Source organism: Phycicoccus sp. Root563, assembly GCF_001427915.1.
Taxonomy (GTDB): Bacteria; Actinomycetota; Actinomycetes; order Actinomycetales; family Dermatophilaceae; genus Pedococcus.
The window spans coordinates 341,026-361,460 of the sequence record NZ_LMGM01000001.1 but is presented as its reverse complement, the minus strand read 5'-3'; the positions used below and the strand labels follow the sequence as shown (position 1 = coordinate 361,460).

The window sequence follows — 20,435 nt, the reverse complement described above, 5'->3', positions numbered from 1 at the left end:
GCGCGGGCCTTGTCCTGGGCGCCCCCAAAAGTGCGCGACAATGTGGGGCGGCCCCGCGCCATACCGCGCGCCGTGGCCCGAACACAGACCAACGCAAGGATTTGCCGTGAGTGAGCACCTGACCGACGACTCGACCGTGGAGCGCGCCCTGCGCGTGGGGTTGGAGGACTTCGACCTCACCGACGAGGACCGTTCGCTCATCGACGGTGACGTCGACGAGGACGGGTTCGTCGTCGGCAGCGGTCCGCTGCCGGTCGTCGCCGTCGTCGGCCGCCCGAACGTCGGCAAGTCCACGCTCGTCAACCGCATCCTCGGCCGTCGCGAGGCGGTCGTCGAGGACGTGCCCGGCGTGACCCGTGACCGCGTGGCGTACGACGCCGACTGGGCCGGGCGCCGGTTCACCCTCGTCGACACCGGCGGCTGGGAGATCGACGCCACCGGCATCCACCTGCGTGTCGCCGAGCAGGCCGAGGTGGCCGTGGACCTCGCCGACGTCGTGATGTTCGTCGTCGACGCGACGGTCGGTGCCACCGACGACGACGAGGCCGTCGTCAAGCTCCTGCGTCGCTCGGGCAAGCCCGTCGTGCTCGTGGCCAACAAGGTCGACGACCAGCGCACCGAGGCCGACGCCGCCGCCCTGTGGAACCTCGGGCTGGGGCAGCCGTGGCCCGTCTCGGCCCTGCACGGACGCGGCAGCGGTGACGTCCTGGACGCCGTCCTCGACGTCCTTCCGTCGGTCGCCGCGAACTCCGACGCCTACCAGCGCGGTGGCCCGCGTCGCGTGGCCCTGATCGGCCGCCCCAACGTCGGCAAGTCGTCGCTGCTCAACAAGCTCGCCGGCGAGGACCGGGTCGTCGTGGACAACGTCGCCGGCACCACCCGTGACCCGGTCGACGAGTTCATCGAGCTCGGCGGCAAGACCTGGCGCTTCGTGGACACCGCCGGCATCCGTCGTCGTGTGCACCAGACCCGTGGCGCCGACTTCTACGCCTCCCTGCGCACGCAGACGGCCCTGGAGAAGGCCGAGGTCGCCGTCGTCCTCATCGACGCCGAGCAGCAGATCGCCGAGCAGGACATCCGCGTCGTGCAGCAGGTCATCGACGCGGGCCGCTCGCTCGTCGTGGCCTACAACAAGTGGGACACCCTCGACGAGGAGCGCCGCTACTACCTCGAGCGCGAGATCGAGCGCGAGCTCGTGCAGATCCCGTGGGCACCCCGGGTCAACATCTCCGCGAAGACCGGTCGCTCGGTCGACAAGCTCGTGCCAGCGCTGGAGAAGGCGTTGGAGTCCTGGGACTTCCGGGTGCCGACCGGTCGCCTCAACGCGTTCTTCGGCGAGATCGTCGCGTCCAACCCGCACCCGGTGCGGGGCGGCAAGCAGCCCCGCATCCTGTTCGCGACGCAGGCCTCGACCCGGCCGCCGCGCTTCGTCATCTTCGCCTCCGGCTTCCTGGAGGCCGGTTACCGCCGGTTCCTCGAGCGCCGGCTGCGCGAGGAGTTCGGCTTCGAGGGCACGCCCATCGAGGTGTCGGTCCGCGTCCGCGAGAAGCGCAAGCGCAAGTAGGCGTGACCGACAGCGTGGAGGTGCCCGCCCCGGTTCGTGCGCCCGACGCCGCGGCGACGCGTGCCGGTTCGGCGGGGACCCGTGCCCCGACGCCGGCGCGCCGCGACGTGCAGGCCATGCGCGCGCTGGCCGTCGGCGGCGTCGTGCTCAACCACCTCTGGCCGGGCCGGCTGACCGGCGGGTACGTCGGCGTCGACGTCTTCTTCGTCATCTCCGGCTACCTCATCAGCCTGCACCTGCTGCGTGAGCTCGCCGACACCGGCCGGATCGGCCTGGTCGCGTTCTACAGCAGGCGCGCCCGCCGCCTGCTGCCCGCCGCCCTGCTCGTCGTCGTGGTCAGCCTCGTCGCCATGGTCCTGTTCGTGCCGTCGACGGTGTGGGACCGCAACGTGGGGGAGGCCATCGCGTCGACCCTCTACGTGGAGAACTTCCAGCTCGTGCGGCTCGCGGTCGACTACCAGGCCCACGACGAGGCGGCGAGCGCGTTCCAGCACTACTGGTCCCTGAGCGTCGAGGAGCAGTTCTACCTCGTCTGGCCCGCGCTGTTCCTGGGCTTCGTGGCCCTGCGCCGCTGGCGTCGCCGCGGGAACGACCGTTCCCACGGCCTCGCCGCCGTGGGGGCCGGAGTGGGCGTCATCGTGCTGGCGTCGGGACTGGCGGCCGTGGTCCAGACCGCGGCCTCGCCCACGGCTGCGTACTTCCTGACCTGGACCCGCGCCTGGGAGTTCGGCATCGGCGCACTGGTCGCCGTGCTGGCGAGGTCCCGGGGCGGGCGCCCCGTGCTGGGCACCTCGTCGGCCGGCGCACTGGCCGTCGGCGGGTGGCTGCTCATGGCGGGCGCCATGGTGGTGTTCGACGGCCGGACGGCTGTGCCTGGAGCCCCGGCGCTGGTGCCCGTCCTCGGTGCCGCCGCGGTCCTCGTGGCCGGGGAGTCCCGCCTGCGTGCCCCCCTGGACCCGATCACCTCGCTGCGCCCGGTGCAGTTCCTCGGCGACATCTCGTACTCGGTCTACCTCTGGCACTGGCCGCTCCTGGTCCTGCTCCCGTACGCCGTGGGCAGCCACGGCCTCGCCGCCCGCTTGGCCGTGCTGGCCCTGACGCTGCTGCTCGCCTGGCTGACCCGTCGGTACGTCGAGCAGGCCGCCCAACGCTCCGGCTTCCTCAAGGCCGGCCGGCTCAGGTCCCTGACGTCCACAGCGGTGGCCATGGCCGTGGTGGTCGGGCTGGCGTCCGGTGTTAGCGTCGAGTCGGCGCGCCGCGCGGACGCGGTCCGGGCCGGCCTCATCTCGGCCGTCACGCACGGCGTGTGCGTCGGTGCCGGTGCCCTCGAGCGGGAGTGTGGCGACCCCTACCAGCGTCCCCTCATCGCCCCGGTCTCCGACGTGGACAAGGACTTCCACAACGTCGCCGGGTGCCGGGACGACGCCTCGATGGTGGTCGCCGGGTGGAAGCCGCGCACCGACTGCGACTTCTCCGGAGGGGACGCCAAGGCCCTGCGCGTGTGGTTGGTCGGGGACTCGCACGCCCAGCACCTCGTGCCGGCCCTCGCGGAGGCGGGTCGCCGGCACCACTGGAAGGTCACCTCCCTGGCCATCGGCGGGTGCCTGCCCATCCCCACGAAGCAGGCCCCCGGGGCGATCGAGGGGCGTTCGGAGGACGTCTGCCCCCATTTCGGCCCGGCTGTCGACACGGCCGTGACCCGGGAACGCCCGGACGTCGTCATCGTCTCGGTGTCCAGCAAGCGCGAGCACATCGACGACGGCACCGGCCGTCCCCAGGTGCAGCAGTACGTCGACGCGCTCTCTCCCGTCGTCACCGCCTGGACGCGGCAGGGCTCGGTCGTGCTCGCCATGACCGACAACCCCGGCAGGACCGGGGTGCTCGACTCGACCTGCACCAACCAGAACCTGGACCACCTCGAGACCTGCTCGGTCGCCCGCAGCTCCGTGGTCCGGCTCGGCGCGTTCGAACGCGCCACCGACACCCTCGCCGGCCGGGTCCGCGGTCTGGCCCGGATCGACCTCACCGACCACGTGTGCGACGCCAGGACCTGTCGCAGCGTCGTCGGCGGTGTCAACGTCCTGCACGACACCAACCACTACAGCGCCGTCTACTCACGCTCGCTGGGCCGCTTCCTCGCGCAGGACGTGCTGTCGGCCGTGGCCGACCACCCCGTGCGCTGACGCCGACCGACGCCCACCGGGTCGCGCGGCGGCATACCGATTTCAAGCGGGGGTATGGCGTGCGCTAGGGTTTCGTTCGCTCCCGCGGTCGTGCTTCGGCGCGATTCTGCACGGGGCGACAACTCCACAACGGGCTGTAGCGCAGCTTGGTAGCGCACTTGACTGGGGGTCAAGGGGTCGCAGGTTCAAATCCTGTCAGCCCGACCGATCGGGGTCCGATCTGCTCACGCAGGTCGGACCCCGTCGTCGTCTCCGCCGTACGAAGGGTGAGCTGATGGGGCCGCGTCCAGGGTCTCGGGCATGACGCTGCTGCGACCCTTGCGGCGCGACGACCTCGAGGAGCTCCTGGTCGTGCAGCGCGAAGGAGCCGTCCTCGGTCTCGGCCACATCTTCCCCCAGGACGACCACCCGTTCCCGACGGACCAGCTGCGGGAACGGTGGTCCGTCGAGCTCGAGGACCCCGAGGTGCGGTGCTACGCCGTCGTGGTCGACGCGGCGATCGAGGGGTTCGCCGCCACCCGCGACGGCGAGTTCCTGCACTTCGGCACGGCTGTCGCCACGTGGGGGAGCGGGCTGGCGGGCCGGGTCCACGACGAGGTCCTCGCCACGCTGCACGGTCAGGGGCACGAACACGCCTGGCTGCGGGTGTACGAGGAGAACCACCGCGCCACCCGGTTCTACGCGCGCCGCGGCTGGCAGCCGACCGAGGTGACGAGCCGCTCGACGTTCGCGCCGTACGCGCTGCTGCGCCGCTGGGAGATCACCCTCGGCGACTGAGGGCACGCCCCAGGACCTGAGCAGCCCGGGGGAACGCCGACGGGTTGGGGCCCGAGTAGTTGAGCCGCAGGAACGGTCCGGTCGGTTCCGCGGGGAACCACTCGTCCCCCGCAGCGATGACGAGGCCTGCGCGCTCGCAGTCCTGGGCGAGCTCGCGGACGTCGGTGCCGTCCGGCAGCCGGGCCCACAGGTTGAGCCCGCCGGGCGGAACGTGGTCGACGAGTGCGGCCGGCGCGTGCTCGAGCAGGCTGTCGACGAGCAGGTCACGGCGGGCGCGGAGCGCGTCGCGGACCCCTCGCAGGTGTGTCTGCCAGGCGGGCTGCGTGACCACGTCGAGCGCCGCCCCCTGCAGCAGCCCGCTCACGTACATCGACTCAGCGGTCCGGTCGGCCAGGATGCGCTCACGGGCCGGGCCGCGAGCGATCACCGCGGCGACGCGCAGGGCGGGTGACACGCTCTTGGTCAGCGAGCGCAGGTACACCACGTGGCCCGAGTCGTCCTGGGCCGCCAAGGGGCGTGGCGTCGACGTGATGCCGAAGTCGTGGGCCCAGTCGTCCTCCACGAGGAATGCGCCGTGGGCGCGCACCACGTCCAGCACCGCCGAGGCTCTCTCGGTCGACCACTGGGTTCCGGTGGGGTTCGCAAAGGTCGGCTGGGCGTAGAACACCCGTGCACCGCTCTCGGTGAACGCCCTGTCGAGCTCCTCGGGGTCCGGACCCTCCGGCCCGGTGGACACGGGTACGGCGCGGACACCGGTCTGGGCCGCAGCCGTGATGGCGCCCCAGTAGGTGGGCGACTCGAGGAGGACGGCCCGTCCCCGCGGCACGAGGGCCCGGAAGATCGAGCTCAACCCGCCCTGGCTCCCGGGCAGGACGACGACGTCGCTCGGACCAGGCACAGCGGTCCCGGCCGGGCAGGCGGCGCCGAGCTCGTGGGCGAACCAGGACTGCAGCTCCGGGAGACCCGCGACGGGTGGGCGGGAGATGGCCGTGTCGCTGCGACCGGCCCGGCCCAGCGCCGCGCGGACGAGGCGCTCGGGCAGGAGCTCCCTGTCGGGGTACCCGGAGTGCAGAGCCATGGCGTCGTTGGGTGCTGTGCGCATCGCCGTGGAAACACCGTGGCTGCGCACCTCCGGGGACCCCAGGGCGGCCGTCTGCCACCCGTAGTCGGCAGGACGCGCTGTTCGGACGGTCCGGACGAAGGTGCCCACCCCGGGGCGGGTCTCCAGCAGTCCAGCACCCGCGAGCTCGCGCAGGGCGCGTTGAACGGTCACCGGGCTGGCCCGGTGCTCGGCAACGAGAGCTCGTGTGGACGGAAGGCGCGCCCCGACCGGTGCGTTCGCGATCCACGCTCGCAGAGCTGCGGAGATACGTGAACTGCTATCGTCATTCATGAGCCAACACAGTAGCGCTACTCTGGCGAAGGGCACTCCGGTACCTGCCGCTCCTGGTGCCGGACTGGCCTGGGGACTGGTGGGAGTCGTCGCCTTCTCGTTCACCGTGCCGTTCACGCGCGTGGCCGTAGGGGGCCTGTCCCCCCTCTTCATCGGATCGGCGCGTGCGGTTGCTGCAGCCGTCCTCGCGGGTGCGGCGCTCGCCCTGACCCGGCAGGCCCTGCCGCGACCACGACAGTGGGTCCGGCTCGCGGTGGTGGGCGCCGGCGTCGTGGTCGGCTTCCCCCTCCTGACGTCGTACGCGCTCAGCAGCGCGCCGGCCAGCCACGGCGCTGTCGTCATCGCCCTCCTCCCGGCGGCGACCGCGGCGATGGCCGTCCTGCGTGGGAACGAACGCCCCCCGCCGCGGTTCTGGACCGCTGCGGGTGCCGGGGCCCTCGCCGCCACGGGATTCGCGTCGGCCCAGTGGGGTGGGTTCGGCCACCTGCGGTTGGCCGACCTCCTGCTGTTCGGTGCGGTGCTCGCTGCCGCCGTCGGCTACGCCGAGGGCGGCCTCCTCGCGCGCGAGCTGGGGGCGTGGCAGACGGTCTCCTGGGCCCTGGTGCTCTGCTCACCGGTCATGGTGGTGCTGGCCGCGACCTCCGTCGCGCGGCACACCCCTACGGCCTCGCCGACGCAGTGGGCGGCCTTCGCGTACCTCGCCGTCGTCAGCATGTTCCTCGGCTTCTTCGCGTGGTACCGCGGGCTGGCCATCGGGCCGATGGCGAGGGTGAGCCAGGTCCAGCTCGTGCAACCGGTCCTGTCGATCGCGTGGGCTGCCCTGCTGCTCGGCGAGTCGCTCACACCGGTCACGGTGCTGGGTGGTCTCGTCGTGGTGCTGTGCGCCGCCGGGGCCGTGCGGGCGCGGCTCGGGGCCCGGGTACCGCAGCCCGCTCCTGGCCCCACCGCCTGACTCCTGCCTTTCAGGACCCCACCGAGGGAGACTGGACCCATGTACGTTCCCCACTTCAACGCCATCCCGGACGAGGCAGGGCTGCGGGCCCTGGTCGCTGGGGTTGCGACCGCGCAGCTGGTCACGGTCGGCAGCGACGGGTACCCGTTGGTGACGTTCCTGCCGATCCTCTGGGAGGGCGACACCGTCATCGCTCACATGGCCCGGGCCAACCCGCACTGGAAGCAGATCGACGACGGGGCGCCGGCGGTCGTGGTGGCCACCGGGCCGGACGCATACGTCTCACCCTCCTGGTACGCGAGCAAGGCGGAGCACGGCCGGGTGGTCCCGACCTGGAACTACTCCGCGGTCGAGCTCGTGGGTCGGGCGCGGATCCACGAGGATCCCCACTGGCTGCGCACCGCGGTCGACGCCCTCGTCACCCGTCACGAGGGCCATCGGCCGCAGCCGTGGAGCAGCGACGACGCCCCGCAGCGGTACCTCGAGGGGCAGCTGCGGGCCATCGTCGGCGTCGAGATGACCGTCGAGCGGGTCGAGGGCAAGGCCAAGCTGAGCCAGAACCGTTCGGAGGCCGATCGACAGGGTGTGGTGGCGGGCCTGCGCGGCGAGGACTCACCCGCGGCTGCGGTCGTCGCCGAGGCGGTGGACGCGGCGCTGCGGGGCGCGGGGCAGTGACCCGTCCTGCCGCCGGCCGGCCAGTGCCGTGACCCGGCTCGACCGCGTCCGTGTCGTGGGGCCAACCGGGCCTGGACGGCGTTCGTGCGTGGTCTAATCGCGGCGTGGACCTCACCAAGGAGTTCAGCGCCGAGGCGTATGCCGGCGCGCTCGAGTCGTGGGACTGGCTGGACCTGGCCGACGCCCTGCCCCTCCTCGCGACCCTCTTCGGTGACGTGATCCTGCAGACGCCGGGCGGTTTCGCGTTCCTCGACACGGTCGAGGGGACCCTCGTCCACGCCTGGCCGGACCGCGAGTCGGTGGAGGCCGCGCTCCTGACCCAGGACGGGCAGGACCGTTACCTCATGGGGGAGCTCGCCCTGGCCGCCGCCGAGCAGGGGATCGTCCCCGGACCCGAGCAGGTGCTGAGCTTCATCCACCCACCCGTGCTCGGCGGTGCCCTGACCGTCGACAACCTGGAGGTGCAGGACTTCGTCGTCGCCACGAACATCGCCGGGCAGATCCACCAGCAGGTGCTCGATCTCCCCGCAGGTACCCCCATCGCGGGTGTGGCCATCGAGGGCGCCGCCGCCGAGGGGTGACCCGACCCCCGACCCCCGGCGCCCGTCCGGGCGCCTGCGATCACCCCGCCACGCGGGCGGTGACGCACCACGACTCGGCTGCCACGACGAACGGCACGTCGGGCACCCGTCCGCGACACTCCTGCTCGAGCCGGGCGCGGCCGGCCTCGTCGAGTCCCAGCACGTACTGACCGGCGGGCCCGACCCCGAGCGTGTAGGGCTCCCACCACTGCTCGAACGAGTCGTACGGCACGTGCACCGTCAGGACCGTCTCGGTCAGGTCGTGCAGGCCTGCTGCCCGGAACCGGCTGGCGAGGTCGCCCTCGTGGACGCCCGCGTAGTCGTTCTCGCCCTCCTCCTGCGGGTCGACCGCCCTGACGGCCTCCCAGAACAGCGACAACGGTCCCGCACCTGCGCCGTGGTTCCACACCGTGGCTGCGACGACGCCCCCGGGGCGGGTGACCCGAGCCATCTCGGCGAGACCGGCAGCGGGGTCGGTCATGAAGTGCACGACCAGGGACGCCATCGCGGCGTCGAAGGAGTCGTCGGCGAACTCGAGCGACTCGGCGCTGCCCACGGTGACCTCGGTCCCGGGGAAGCGCTCCCGTGCAGCCTCGACGAACGGCAGCGACGGATCGACGGCCGACACCCGCTCCGGTCCGAGGACCGCCACCAGCCGGGCGGTCAGGGCGCCCGGTCCGCACCCGACGTCGAGGGCGCGCTGACCCGGCCGGATCCCAGCCACCTCGACGAACTGGTCGGCGAGGGGCTCGGAGTACCGGCCCATGAACCTGCCGTAGGCCTGCGCCGGGACGAGGAAGCTCATCCTCGGACTCTAGGCCTGTGCCGCCCGGGCGAACAGGCTCTGGCAGCCCCCGGTCAGTCGGTGGCCACGTGCTCCAGCACCCACTCGGTGAGCGGACGCACGTGCCGCCAGGACGTCCGCACCTCCGCGAGGGTCCTCGGCGTCGACAGCCAGTCCGGTGCCCCGATCCGACGGACGGCCATCATCTCCTTGCGCCGCAACAGGTCCAGCCGTGGGTGGTCGGCACCGAATCCCTTCGGCCGGGTCTTCAGCTCCGCCCCCTCCAGCGCGAACCCGGCCGCGCGGAGGTCGGCGACGATGCGCTCGAGCGCCGGCCCGGACGCGCTCGAGTCGACCGCGGCGCGGTACCGAACCGTCTCAGCGGGGGAGTGCGCGCGGAACCCCCCGCCCACGGTGAGGCCGTCACCGCCCAGCTGGAGGTACCAGCCGGCACCCTTGTCCCGACCCACCAGGGCTGCCTGGTGCGTCTTGTACGGGGACTTGTCGGCACTGAAGCGCAGGTTCCGGTTGGGGCGGAACAGCTTGCCCGGTCCGAACTCGTCCTCCAGCGCGTCGACCAGAGCACGCATCGGGTCCCGGACGTCGGTCTGCCACCGCGTCTTGTGGGCGAGCCAGAACTCCCGTGTGTTGTCCTCCTCGAGGTCCTGGTAGAACTCCACACCCCACACCGGGAAGCCGTCGAACCCACTGCTGTCAGCCATCCACCCACTGTGCCACGCGGCATACTCGCTCCCATGAGGTTCACGGCCGAGCTGCAGCAGACGGGTAGGACGACCACGGGTTTCGAGGTGCCGCGGGAGGTGGTCGACGGTCTCGGCGGGGGCAAGCGCCCCAAGGTGACGGTGACCCTCAACGGCGCCACGTACCGCAGCAGCGTCGCGCCCATGGGCGGCAGCAGCTGGGTCGGCGTCAGCGCCGAGAACCGCGCACTGACCGGTGCCGTGGGCGGCCGGACCTACGAGGTGGAGCTCGAGCTCGACACGGCGCCCAGGACCGTCGAGGTCCCGGCCGAGCTGGCGGCGGCCCTGGCCGGCGACCCCGCCGCGCAGGCCGCCTGGGCGAAGCTCTCCTACTCCCACCAGCGCCAGCACGCGCTGGCGATCGAGGGGGCCAAGGCCGCCGAGACGCGCGCCCGCAGGGTGGACAAGACGCTGGAGGCGCTGCGCAGCAAGGGCTGACCCAGCTCGATGCGGCGGCGAGTCCCGACGAGTGCCCGCGAGTCCCGGTGACTCCCGACGCGGGGTTCGTCAGACCGCCGCGGCGATCCGGGTCACGGCCTCGCGCAGGATCTCCGGCGAGGTCCCGAAGTTGAGCCGGGCGTGGCCCTGCCCGCCCGCGCCGAAGCCGGGGCCGGGGTGCAGGGCCACCTTGGCGCGTTCGCGCAGCACCGCTGCTGGATCGGGGCCGAGGTCGTACGCCCTCAGGTCCAGCCAGGCGAGGAACGTGCCCTGCGGTTCGCGGTACCCCACCTCAGGCAGGTGCTGCGCCAACAGCGACCCGAGCAGGCGCCGGTTCTCCTCGAGACCCGCGAGCAGCGCGTCCAGCCACGGACCTCCCTCGAGGTAGGCCGCCCGGTGGGCGATGACACCGACGTGGCTGGCTCCGTGGGAGACCTCCTCGGGGATGCGGGCGAGGTCCGCGCGAGCCTGCGGCCCCGGCACAGCCATGGCCGCCTTGAGCCCGGCCAGGTTGAACGCCTTCGAGGCCGACATCAGCGAGATGGCGGCTGTTCCTGCCGGGAGCGAGGCCACCGGTGTGAACCTCACCCCGGGGTGGGCCAGCGGGGCATGGATCTCGTCCGCCACGACCCGTACCCCGTGGGCGCTCGCGACCTCGAGCACCGCGGTGAGCTCGTCCGCCGTGTGCACCGCCCCGGTGGGGTTCTGCGGGTTGCACAACAGGTATGCCGCCCGACCACCACCGCGCGTGGCCTCCACGCAGGCCCGCTCGACGGCCTCGGGATCGAGCCGACCCGCGGGGGACAGGGGCGCCTCGACCACCCTGCGGCCGAGGCTCCCGACGAACTGGAAGAACGGCGGGTAGACGGGGGGACTGATCACGACCGCGTCGCCGGGGCCGGTGACCAGCTTGAGCACCTCGACCACCCCCAGCATCACGTCGGGCACGATCGCCATGGCGGCCGGGTCCGGCGTCCACCCCCACCGCTGCGTCGCGAACGCGGACAGGGCCGTGGCGTAGTCCTCGGCCCACGGGTAGCCGGTGTCGCCCGAGCGCATCGCGTCGATCACCGCACGCTGCACGGGCTCCGCCGGGACGACGTCCATCTCCGCGACCCAGAGGGGCAGGACGTCAGGTCCGTACAGGCGCCACTTGACGCTCCGGCGCTCGCGGAGCGCAGCCAGACCCGGTCCGACCAGCGGGTTGTCCATGCCTGCGAACTCTACGTCCCAGCCGCCCGTTAGGCTTCGGGCGTGGCGGCACAGGGTGATCGGGGGACGGGTTCGGGGGTGTCCCTCGTGTCCGACCGCGTCCTCACCCTGCCCAACGTCCTGTCGATGCTGCGGCTGCTCGGCGTCCCGGTGTTCCTGTGGGCGATCCTGACCGAGCACGACGCGATCGCCCTCGTGACGCTGATGCTCTCGGGGCTGAGCGACTACCTCGACGGGAAGATCGCGCGCCGGTACGGCCTGGAGTCCCGCCTCGGGCAGCTGCTCGACCCGTTCGCCGACCGCCTCTACATCGCGACCACGCTCGTCGGCCTCGCCGTGCGTGACGTCATCCCGTGGTGGCTGGTCTGGGCCCTCGTCGGTCGGGAGCTGCTGCTCGCCGGCGTGCTCTGGTGGGTCAAGCGGCACGGACAGACGGGCCTGCCGGTCCACTTCATCGGCAAGGCGGCGACGTTCAACCTCCTCTACGCCTTCCCGCTGCTGCTCCTGGGCCAGGGGGAAAGCGGGTTCGCCGCCTGGGCGCTGCCCATCGGGTGGGCGTTCGCGTGGTGGGGTACTGCGCTCTACTGGGTCGCCGGCGTGATGTACATCGTCCAGGCGCGGCAGGTGGTGGCTGCTCGCGTGGCCGCCGCGCGCTGAGGTCACGATGGTTCCCACGTCGCACCGCACCTCCGCACCCGACCCGACCCCCACGGGGCGACGGCCGGACGAGTCGATGACCCTGCTCACCTCGATGATGGAGCGCCCGCTCGACCCCGGGTATGCCGCCGCGGCCGAGCGGCGCGTCTCGGAGGGCCTCCCGCCCAGCACGGGCACCCGGACGCTGACCGTGGTCGTGGCGGCGACCGTCGTGGGCCTGCTCCTGGCGCTCGGCGCGGTGGCCCTGCGGGCCCCGTCGACCTCGGCCGCGAGGGCCAAGGCCCAGCTGGTCTCCCAGGTGGAGGCTCGCCGGACCGCCGTCGACCGCCAGGAGACTGCCCTGCGCAAGCTCCAGGCGCAGGTGGACGAGCTGCGCAGCCAGGCCCTCGGCCAGACGTCCAGCTCGCTGCAGAGCCGGCTCGCAGCCCTCGACCTGGCGTCGGGCGCCCAGGCGCTGCAGGGGAAGGGCATCGTGGTCGTCCTCGACAACGCCCCCGGGGCCGGCGACACCAGTGCCGACGGCAACCCGCGCACGTCGAGCGAGAACACCGACGGCATCCTCTACTCCAAGGACATGCAGGTCGTGGTCAACGGACTGTGGGAGGCGGGGGCGGAGGCGATCTCGGTCAACGAGCAGCGGCTCACCTCGCGATCGGCCATCCGCTTCGCCGGTGACGCCATCCTCGTCAACTACAGACCCCTCGCCCGTCCCTACACGATCACCGTGCTGGGCGACCCCGACGGGCTCCAGGTGGACTTCGCCGAGACGGCGGGGGGCGCCTACGCGCGCGCCCTCAAGGACAACTACGGCATCCGTGTTTCCATTGACGCCAAGGACGACCTCACGGTGCCTGCGGCCACCGCACTGACCGTGCGGGAGGCCACCGTGCCGGCACCGACCTCGAGCACCCCGACCTCCTCGAAACCCGGATCTGGCTCGGCGTCCTCGGGCTCGGCACCGTCGGGCTCGAGCTCCAGGACCGACTCCCCAACGCCCACCTCGGAGAACACACCGTGATACCCCTGCTCGGCCTCGTCGGCGGCGTCCTCATCGGGCTCCTCTGGGGCCCCGACGTGCCCCTCGTGCTGCAGCCGTACCTGCCGATCGCCGTGATCGCGGCCCTCGATGCCGTGTTCGGGGCGGTGCGTGCGGTCCTGGACGGGATCTTCAACGACAAGGTGTTCGTCGTCTCGTTCCTCGCGAACGTCGTCGTCGCCGCCTTCATCGTCTTCCTCGGTGACCAGCTCGGTGTCGGCTCGCAGCTGTCCACCGGCGTCGTCGTCGTCCTCGGCGTGCGCATCTTCTCCAACGTCGCCTCGATCCGCCGACACCTGTTCAAGGCATGACGACGACGCCACCGTCCTCCCCGCCCACGTCCAGCGCGTGGGTCACGCTGCTGCGCATGGCACGCCCGCGCGCCACCCGTGCGAACGCCTTCGCCGCCCTCCTCGCCATCGCGCTCGGCTTCGCCATCGCCACCCAGGTGCAGCAGACCAACCAGAGCGGGCTGGAGCAGCTGCGCGAGGACGAGCTGGTCCGGATCCTCGACGACGTGAGCCAGGCGCAGGGGCGGTTGGCCAGCGACACCCGCGAGCTCGAGAGCAGCCGTGACGCCCTCCTGTCCGGTGTCGACTCCAGCGCCGAGGCGCTGAAGTCCGCCCAGGAGCGCCTCGACACCCTTGGCATCCTCACCGGCACCGCCCCGGCGACCGGGCGCGGCGTCGTCATCACGATCAACGACCCCGACCGGAAGATCAGCGCGGCCAGGCTGCTCGACGCGTTGCAGGAGCTACGGGACGCCGGCGCCGAGGCCGTGCAGATCGGCGACGTCCGCATCGTCGCGAGCACGTGGTTCGCGGACGCCGACGGCGGCGTGGAGATCAGCGGCACGCGGGTGGACCCGCCCTACTCGATCAAGGCCATCGGCGACCCGGCCACCATGGCCTCAGCCATGGACATCCCCGGCGGCGTGACGGAGTCGGTCCGCAAGGACGGGGCCACCTCGACCGTGCGCCAGGCCGACTCGATCGAGGTCACTGCATTGCACTCCCTTCAGGACCCTCGTTACGCTCGGCCCGTCCCGACGCCGTCCAAGTAGGCCGCCCGCAGCCAGGACGCACCGCGACCCACCCCGCCCCACCACGTCCGACCCCCGTCGGACACACTGGCGGCCAACAGCGTTCCGTCACACCGTCAGTCACGCGCCAGAGGAGCAGCATGAGCGAGCTGGAGTACCCCCAGGACCTTCGTTACACCGCCGAGCACGAGTGGGTGCGCTCCGGCGACGACGGCACCGTGCGCATCGGGATCACCTCCTTCGCCCAGGACGCCCTCGGTGACGTCGTCTACGTCAGCCTCCCGACCGTCGGCGACACCGTCGCGACCGGCGACGCCTGCGGCGAGGTCGAGTCGACCAAGTCGGTCAGCGACCTGTACGCCCCGCTCGCCGGTGAGATCACCGCGGTCAACGAGGCGCTCGACGGCACCCCGGAGCTCGTCAACACCGACCCCTACGGCGAGGGCTGGATGTACGAGCTCCGCCCCTCCGACGCCGCTGCCGTCGAGGCCCTCCTGGACCCCGCGGCATACCAGGGTCAGCTCGGCTGACCGACCGCCGGCACCCGGGCCGGATTTCGCTGCGCAGTGTCGGCGGCGTCACCTAGGGTGTGTGCTTTGCTAGAGGGGCTTGACGACAACAGAGGAGCGCAGCACCCATGAACGGCAGCGAGATGGACGAGCAGGCGTCGCACCCGCACGAGCCGACGACCATGCGTCTCCCCGGCATCTCGGGCCTCGAGCCGGTCGACACGTCGGCCGAGACCGAGGTCTCGCTCAGCAAGGCCGACCAGGCCACGGTCGACGCGCTGCGTCCCGGCACCGCCCTGCTCGTCGTCCTGCGCGGACCCAACACCGGTGCGCGGTTCCTCCTCGACGACGACGAGGTCAACTCCGGCCGTCACCCCGACAGCGACATCTTCCTCGACGACGTCACGGTGTCCCGCAAGCACGCGAACTTCCGTCGCGAGGGCGAGACCTTCGTCGTCCGCGACGTGGGTTCGCTCAACGGCACGTACGTCAACCGCGAGCGGATCGACGAGGCCACGCTGCAGACCGGCGACGAGGTCCAGATCGGCAAGTTCCGCCTGGTCTTCTACGCCGGCAGGGCCTGACGCAAGGCCCCTGGTGACCGCTCGCACACCACGGCAGTCGATGGCGATCGGGGCGGTGCTGGCTGCCCTGCGTGAGGACTTCCCGGACATCACCATCTCCAAGATCCGGTTCCTCGAGGCCGAGGGCCTCGTCACGCCCGCGCGCACGGGATCGGGCTACCGCACGTACTCCGCGGCCGACGTCGACCGGCTGCGCTACATCCTCACGGCGCAGCGCGACCACTTCTGGCCGCTCAAGGTCATCCGTGACGCCCTGGACGCGCTGGACCGTGGCCTCACGCCGGAGCGCGGCTCGTCCGCCGGTATGCCGCGGCCCTCGGTCCCTGCGCCGGTCACCGACCCGGACGTGCCCACGGCCGCTGCCCTGACCGAGGTGGGGTCGCTGCGGTTGACCCGCGACGAGCTCGGCTCCGCCGCCGGCCTGGACGCAACCACGATCGACGCCCTCGAGACGTTCGGCCTCGTCCGCCCGGATGCTGCCGGGCACTACGGCGAGGCGGCCCTGGGCATCGCCCACGCGGCCGGCGCCCTCGCGGCCTACGGCGTCGAGCCCCGGCACCTCCGTCCGTTCCGCACGGCGGCGGACCGTGAGATCGGGCTGGTCCAGCAGGTCGTCACGCCCCACCGTGCCGCGTCCGGCAAGGGGGGTCGCGGCGGTGCCGCGGCCGACCCGACGGGGGAGGTGCTGCGGCTGTGCGTCGCCCTGCACACCGCCCTCGTGAAGGACGGACTGCAGCGCGGCTGAACCGGGGTACGGTGGAGCAGTGAAGGAGCTCGAGGTCCTCGGCGTCCGGGTGGAGATGCCCACCAACCACCCCATCGTCCTGCTGCGGGAACGCGACGGCGACCGCTACCTGCCGATCTGGATCGGCGCAGCGGAGGCGACGGCCATCGCGTACGCCCAGCAGGGGATCGAGCCGCCGCGCCCGCTGACCCACGACCTCATGAAGAACGTCATCGAGGGTCTGGGCCACAAGCTCACGGAGGTCCGCATCGTCGAGCTCAGGGACGGCGTCTTCCATGCGGCCCTGGTCCTCGACGGGACGACCGAGATCTCGTCGCGCTCCTCGGACGCCATCGCGCTGGCGCTGCGCACCGGCACGACCATCGTCGCGGGGGAGTCGCTCCTCGAGGAGGCGGGCGTCGCGATGACCGGCGAGGAGGACAAGGACGACGAGGTCGAGCGTTTTCGCGAGTTCCTCGACCACGTCTCGGCCGAGGACTTCGAGACCAAACCGGGCGAAACCGGCCCAGAAGCCTGAGCGGCCACGCTCAAACCCTCTATCTCAACTCAACATCGAGAGTCGACCCCGACGGCGCGACACGCCGAAACCCCGAGGTCGAGTGGTTGTTGACGTTGCAATCTGTGCGGCCGTACGGTCAGCCCAGACCCGCAAATGCAACCCATGTAGTTACACCCGTAGTTCGACCAGGAGGTGAGCGTCGTGAACACGAGCAGTGAGGCTGGCCACGGCCACACGAGTGTGCCGAGAGCGGCACAGGGGCTTTTGTTCACGGACGACCTGCCCGAGCTGAGCGAGGACATCGGCTACCGCGGTCCCACGGCCTGCAAGGCGGCCGGGATCACGTACCGCCAGCTCGACTACTGGGCCCGGACCGGCTTGGTCGAGCCCTCGGTCCGCGGCGCCACGGGTTCGGGCACGCAGCGGCTCTACGGCTTCCGCGACATCCTCGTCCTCAAGGTGGTCAAGCGACTGCTCGACACCGGGGTCTCCCTCCAGCAGATCCGGGTCGCCATCACCCACCTGCGCGAGCGTGGGGTCGAGGACCTGGCCCAGATCACCCTCATGAGTGACGGTGCGTCGGTCTACGAGTGCACCTCCGCCGACGAGGTCATCGACCTCGTCCAGGGTGGCCAGGGAGTCTTCGGCATCGCCGTCGGCCGCGTGTGGCGCGAGGTCGAGGGCGAGCTCGCCGAGCTGCCGAGCGAGCGCACCGACGAGGAGGCCCCGGCGGACCACCCCGGTGACGAGCTCCGCGTCCGTCGTCAGGCCCGCCTGGCCTGACCACGCCTGAACCACACTGCTGTCCTGCACGGGCCGCCGCTCCCTCGGGGACGGCGGCCCGTGCTGTAGATTGGGCGGTGCTGAACATCCCGTGCGGGAGAGTCCCCGCGTGAGCCGCGTGCGTTTCGACGCCCGGCCCACGGCGGGGCGCCGAAGGGGCAAACTCCCCGGAACCTCTCAGGCGCCAGGACTGCATGGGACAGGCACCTCTGGAGCGGCGAACCCGTGACAGATGGGGAGGCGATCCGAGCAGTCCGACGTTCAGGAGCCTCATGTCCGCCCAGCAGACCAGCACGCCCGCCGACGCCTCGACCGGAGCCGGTGCCGACGCCACCGCCGAGCAGCCGACCACCCGCCTGCCCGAGTTCGTCGGCCGCCACATCGGCCCGTCGGGGGACGACGTCTCCGCGATGCTCGCCGCCGTCGGCCACGACAGCCTCGAGTCCCTGGTGGACGCGGCCCTGCCCGGCGCGATCCGCAGCGACACCCCCTTGCGGGTCGAGCCCAGCCCCTCGGAGTCCGCCGTCGTCGAGGAGCTGCGCGGCCTCGCCCGGCGCAACCACGTGATGACGTCGATGATCGGCCTGGGTTACTACGGCACCATCACCCCGGCCGTGATCCAGCGCAACGTGCTCGAGAACCCGGCCTGGTACACGGCCTACACGCCGTACCAGCCGGAGATCTCGCAGGGCCGCCTCGAAGCCCTCATCAACTTCCAGACCGTGGTCAGCGACCTCACCGGCCTCTCCACGTCCGGCGCGTCCCTGCTCGACGAGAGCACGGCCGCTGCCGAGGCGATGACGCTGATGCGACGCTCGAGCAAGGCCGGCGCCGACGCCGTCCTCGTCGTCGACCGTCACCTCTTCCCGCAGACCCTGGCCGTCATGCGGACCCGGGCGCTCCCCCTCGGCATCGGTGTCGTGGAGGCCGACCTGGACGAGGTCGCCTCGGTGGAGGCCCTGACGGCCGCCGCCGGCGGGGCCCCCGTGTTCGGCGTGATGGTGCAGTACCCCGGCGCCGACGGTGAGGTCCGCGACTGGAGCGCCCTCACGGCAGCTGCCCATGAGGCCGGCGCGCTCGTGACGGCCGCCGCGGACCTGCTCGCGCTCACCCTAGCCACGGCGCCGGGGGAGTGGGGCGCCGACGTGGCGGTGGGCACGACCCAGCGCTTCGGGGTGCCGATGGGCTTCGGCGGCCCCCACGCCGGCTACATGAGCGTCCGCGCCGGCCTCGAGCGGTCGCTGCCCGGCCGCCTCGTCGGCGTGAGCGTCGACACGGAGGGGGCCCCGGCATACCGGCTCGCGCTCCAGACCCGTGAGCAGCACATCCGTCGCGAGAAGGCGACCTCCAACATCTGCACCGCCCAGGTGCTGCTGGCCGTGATGGCCTCGATGTATGCCGTCTACCACGGACCCGACGGCCTCGCGGCGATCGCCAAGCGCGTCCACGGCCACGCCCGCGCGCTCGTCGAGGGCCTGCAGGCGAGCGGGGTGGAGGTCCTCACGACCCACTACTTCGACACCGTGACCGTCTCGGTCCCGGGGCGCGCCGACGAGGTCGTCAGTGAGGCGGCCCACCGCGGCGTCAACGTGTGGCGCGTCGACGCGGACCGCGTGTCGGTCAGCGTCGACGAGACGACGGACCTGCGCAACCTCGACGCGGTGTGGTCGGCGTTCGGCGCCACCGGCACCACGTCGGTCCCGCTCGACGGCGTCCGGTGGCCGACCGAGCTCGTGCGCACCAGTGAGTACCTCACGCACCCGGTGTTCCACAGCCACCGCAGCGAGACCTCCATGCTGCGCTACCTGCGGCGCCTGTCCGACCGCGACTTCGCGCTCGACCGCGGCATGATCCCGCTGGGCTCCTGCACCATGAAGCTCAACGCGACGACCGAGATGGTGGCGGTGACCTGGCCGGAGTTCGCGCACCTGCACCCGTTCGCCCCGGCCCACCAGACCGAGGGCATCCGCTCGCTCATCAGTGACCTCTCGGCGTGGTTGTGCGAGATCACCGGGTATGACGCGGTGTCGCTCCAGCCGAACGCCGGCTCGCAGGGTGAGTTCGCCGGGCTCCTCGCGATCCACGCGTACCACGAGGCCAACGGCCAGTCGCAGCGCCGGATCTGCCTCATCCCGGCCAGCGCCCACGGCACCAACGCCGCCAGCGCCGTCATGGCCGGCATGAAGGTCGTCGTCGTGAAGACCGCCCCCGGCGGCGACGTCGACATGGACGACCTGCGCGCCAAGGTCGACCAGCACCGGGACGACCTCGCGGCCATCATGGTGACCTACCCGTCGACGCACGGCGTCTTCGAGGACACCATCACCGAGCTGTGCGGCCTGGTCCATGACGCCGGTGGTCAGGTGTACGTCGACGGGGCGAACCTCAACGCCCTCGTCGGCCTCGCCCGACCGGGCAAGTTCGGGGCGGACGTCTCGCACCTCAACCTGCACAAGACGTTCTGCATCCCCCACGGTGGTGGCGGCCCGGGCGTCGGTCCGGTGGCGGTGCGCGCGCACCTCGCGCCGCACCTGCCCAACCACCCGCTCTCGGCCGAGGCCGGTCCGGCGACGGGGGTCGGCCCGATCTCGGCGGCACCGTTCGGTTCGGCGAGCATCCTGCCGATCTCGTGGGCGTACGTCCGCCTCATGGGTGGTGCCGGCCTGACCCGCGCGACCCAGGTGGCGATCCTCAACGCCAACTACATCGCGACCCGGCTGCGCGAGCACTACCCGGTGCTCTACTCCGGTCACGACGGCATCGTGGCCCACGAGTGCATCCTCGACCTGCGGGACCTCACCAAGCGCAGCGGCGTCACCGTCGACGACGTGGCCAAGCGGCTCATCGACTACGGGTTCCACGCGCCCACCATGTCGTTCCCGGTCGCCGGGACGTTGATGGTCGAGCCGACCGAGAGCGAGGATCGTGGCGAGATCGACCGGTTCTGCGACGCGATGATCGCGATCCGTCACGAGATCGCCGCGGTGGAGGCCGGAGAGGTGGCTGTCGTCGACAGCATGCTGCGCAACGCCCCGCACACCGCCAAGGCCCTCGCAGGCAAGTGGGAGTACCCGTACGAGCGGTCCGACGCAGCCTTCCCGGTGGGAGTCCACGCGCCCGACAAGTACTGGCCGCCGGTGGCCCGCATCGACGGCGCCTACGGCGACCGCAACCTCGTCTGCAGCTGCCCGCCGCCCGAGGCGTTCGAGAGCTGACCGGCGGCCTGCGGTGCGCGAGGACAGCCGCGCGCACCGCAGGAC

At 72.0% G+C, this 20,435-nt stretch carries 21 protein-coding genes, 1 tRNA gene and 1 riboswitch; of the genes, 18 read left to right on the top strand and 4 right to left on the bottom strand.

What is annotated here, in order from left to right:
• The first annotated feature begins 40 nt into the window (after positions 1 to 40).
• The 4 genes from der (at position 41) to ASD62_RS01665 (ending at position 4,524) form a co-directional block, all read left to right on the top strand.
• Positions 41 to 1,564, top strand: coding sequence for a ribosome biogenesis GTPase Der (der, locus tag ASD62_RS01680; protein WP_082553105.1), 1,524 nt, complete (start codon positions 41 to 43; stop codon positions 1,562 to 1,564).
• Between the two features lie 2 nt (positions 1,565 to 1,566).
• Positions 1,567 to 3,747, top strand: a complete 2,181-nt coding sequence (locus ASD62_RS01675) for an acyltransferase family protein (protein WP_056914486.1) — start codon at positions 1,567 to 1,569, stop codon at positions 3,745 to 3,747.
• A 130-nt stretch (positions 3,748 to 3,877) separates the two neighbouring features.
• Positions 3,878 to 3,951 (top strand) — tRNA-Pro (locus tag ASD62_RS01670).
• 96 nt (positions 3,952 to 4,047) lie between these two features.
• Positions 4,048 to 4,524, top strand: a complete 477-nt coding sequence (locus ASD62_RS01665) for a GNAT family N-acetyltransferase (protein ID WP_056914485.1) — start codon at positions 4,048 to 4,050, stop codon at positions 4,522 to 4,524.
• On the opposite strand, the gene ASD62_RS01660 is transcribed toward ASD62_RS01665, so the two are convergent.
• Complete coding sequence (locus ASD62_RS01660) at positions 4,508 to 5,917, bottom strand: PLP-dependent aminotransferase family protein (RefSeq protein WP_056914484.1); 1,410 nt, start codon at positions 5,915 to 5,917, stop codon at positions 4,508 to 4,510. The genes ASD62_RS01665 and ASD62_RS01660 overlap by 17 nt on opposite strands.
• On the opposite strand from ASD62_RS01660, the gene ASD62_RS01655 reads away from it, so the two are divergent.
• The 3 genes from ASD62_RS01655 (at position 5,916) to ASD62_RS01645 (ending at position 8,125) form a co-directional block, all read left to right on the top strand.
• Positions 5,916 to 6,869, top strand: a complete 954-nt coding sequence (locus tag ASD62_RS01655; RefSeq protein WP_056914483.1) for a DMT family transporter — start codon at positions 5,916 to 5,918, stop codon at positions 6,867 to 6,869. The genes ASD62_RS01660 and ASD62_RS01655 overlap by 2 nt on opposite strands.
• 39 nt (positions 6,870 to 6,908) lie before the next feature.
• On the top strand, positions 6,909 to 7,544 hold the full coding sequence (locus ASD62_RS01650; protein WP_056914482.1) for an FMN-binding negative transcriptional regulator: 636 nt from the start codon (positions 6,909 to 6,911) through the stop codon (positions 7,542 to 7,544).
• 104 nt (positions 7,545 to 7,648) lie between these two features.
• The gene (locus ASD62_RS01645) at positions 7,649 to 8,125 is read left to right on the top strand and encodes a hypothetical protein (protein WP_056914481.1); all 477 of its coding nucleotides are present in this window, start codon (positions 7,649 to 7,651) and stop codon (positions 8,123 to 8,125) included.
• A gap of 40 nt (positions 8,126 to 8,165) precedes the next feature.
• On the opposite strand, the gene ASD62_RS01640 is transcribed toward ASD62_RS01645, so the two are convergent.
• Both ASD62_RS01640 and ASD62_RS01635 read right to left on the bottom strand, forming a co-directional pair.
• Positions 8,166 to 8,930 (bottom strand): class I SAM-dependent methyltransferase, encoded by a 765-nt coding sequence (locus ASD62_RS01640; protein ID WP_056914480.1) that lies wholly within the window; start codon positions 8,928 to 8,930, stop codon positions 8,166 to 8,168.
• Between the two features lie 53 nt (positions 8,931 to 8,983).
• Positions 8,984 to 9,631, bottom strand: coding sequence for a DUF2461 domain-containing protein (locus tag ASD62_RS01635; RefSeq protein WP_056914479.1), 648 nt, complete (start codon positions 9,629 to 9,631; stop codon positions 8,984 to 8,986).
• Between the two features lie 33 nt (positions 9,632 to 9,664).
• Between ASD62_RS01635 and ASD62_RS01630 the strand changes: the two genes are divergently transcribed.
• Positions 9,665 to 10,108 carry a YdeI/OmpD-associated family protein gene (locus ASD62_RS01630; RefSeq protein WP_056914478.1) on the top strand — a complete coding sequence of 148 codons (444 nt, stop codon included), beginning with the start codon at positions 9,665 to 9,667 and terminating at the stop codon, positions 10,106 to 10,108.
• 69 nt (positions 10,109 to 10,177) lie between these two features.
• On the opposite strand, the gene ASD62_RS01625 is transcribed toward ASD62_RS01630, so the two are convergent.
• Entirely contained in the window at positions 10,178 to 11,320 is a 1,143-nt protein-coding gene (locus tag ASD62_RS01625; protein ID WP_056914477.1) for a MalY/PatB family protein, read from the bottom strand.
• Between the two features lie 42 nt (positions 11,321 to 11,362).
• Between ASD62_RS01625 and ASD62_RS01620 the strand changes: the two genes are divergently transcribed.
• The 10 genes from ASD62_RS01620 to gcvP all read left to right on the top strand — a co-directional run bounded on the left by ASD62_RS01620 (position 11,363) and on the right by gcvP (position 20,390).
• Positions 11,363 to 11,977 carry a CDP-alcohol phosphatidyltransferase family protein gene (locus ASD62_RS01620; protein ID WP_255354124.1) on the top strand — a complete coding sequence of 205 codons (615 nt, stop codon included), beginning with the start codon at positions 11,363 to 11,365 and terminating at the stop codon, positions 11,975 to 11,977.
• Between the two features lie 7 nt (positions 11,978 to 11,984).
• Entirely contained in the window at positions 11,985 to 12,995 is a 1,011-nt protein-coding gene (locus ASD62_RS01615) for a DUF881 domain-containing protein (RefSeq protein WP_056914475.1), read from the top strand.
• Positions 12,992 to 13,324: a small basic family protein gene (locus ASD62_RS01610; RefSeq protein WP_056914474.1), complete on the top strand. Its 333-nt coding sequence runs from the start codon at positions 12,992 to 12,994 to the stop codon at positions 13,322 to 13,324. Before ASD62_RS01615 ends, ASD62_RS01610 begins: the two co-directional genes overlap by 4 nt.
• 56 nt (positions 13,325 to 13,380) lie before the next feature.
• Positions 13,381 to 14,076, top strand: a complete 696-nt coding sequence (locus ASD62_RS01605) for a DUF881 domain-containing protein (RefSeq protein WP_235529159.1) — start codon at positions 13,381 to 13,383, stop codon at positions 14,074 to 14,076.
• A gap of 119 nt (positions 14,077 to 14,195) precedes the next feature.
• Positions 14,196 to 14,585 (top strand): glycine cleavage system protein GcvH, encoded by a 390-nt coding sequence (gcvH, locus tag ASD62_RS01600; protein ID WP_056914472.1) that lies wholly within the window; start codon positions 14,196 to 14,198, stop codon positions 14,583 to 14,585.
• A 107-nt stretch (positions 14,586 to 14,692) separates the two neighbouring features.
• Positions 14,693 to 15,148: an FHA domain-containing protein gene (locus ASD62_RS01595; RefSeq protein WP_056914471.1), complete on the top strand. Its 456-nt coding sequence runs from the start codon at positions 14,693 to 14,695 to the stop codon at positions 15,146 to 15,148.
• A 13-nt stretch (positions 15,149 to 15,161) separates the two neighbouring features.
• The gene (locus tag ASD62_RS01590; protein WP_235530599.1) at positions 15,162 to 15,893 is read left to right on the top strand and encodes a MerR family transcriptional regulator; all 732 of its coding nucleotides are present in this window, start codon (positions 15,162 to 15,164) and stop codon (positions 15,891 to 15,893) included.
• 19 nt (positions 15,894 to 15,912) lie between these two features.
• A complete protein-coding gene (locus ASD62_RS01585; RefSeq protein ID WP_056914469.1) occupies positions 15,913 to 16,410 on the top strand; it encodes a bifunctional nuclease family protein in 498 nt (165 codons plus the stop codon).
• A gap of 183 nt (positions 16,411 to 16,593) precedes the next feature.
• Positions 16,594 to 17,175, top strand: a complete 582-nt coding sequence (locus ASD62_RS01580) for a MerR family transcriptional regulator (RefSeq protein ID WP_056917077.1) — start codon at positions 16,594 to 16,596, stop codon at positions 17,173 to 17,175.
• Positions 17,176 to 17,259: 84 nt separating this feature from the next.
• Positions 17,260 to 17,378, top strand: a riboswitch (glycine riboswitch).
• 69 nt (positions 17,379 to 17,447) lie between these two features.
• Positions 17,448 to 20,390 (top strand): aminomethyl-transferring glycine dehydrogenase, encoded by a 2,943-nt coding sequence (gcvP, locus tag ASD62_RS01575; protein ID WP_082580506.1) that lies wholly within the window; start codon positions 17,448 to 17,450, stop codon positions 20,388 to 20,390.
• Positions 20,391 to 20,435 lie beyond the last annotated feature (45 nt).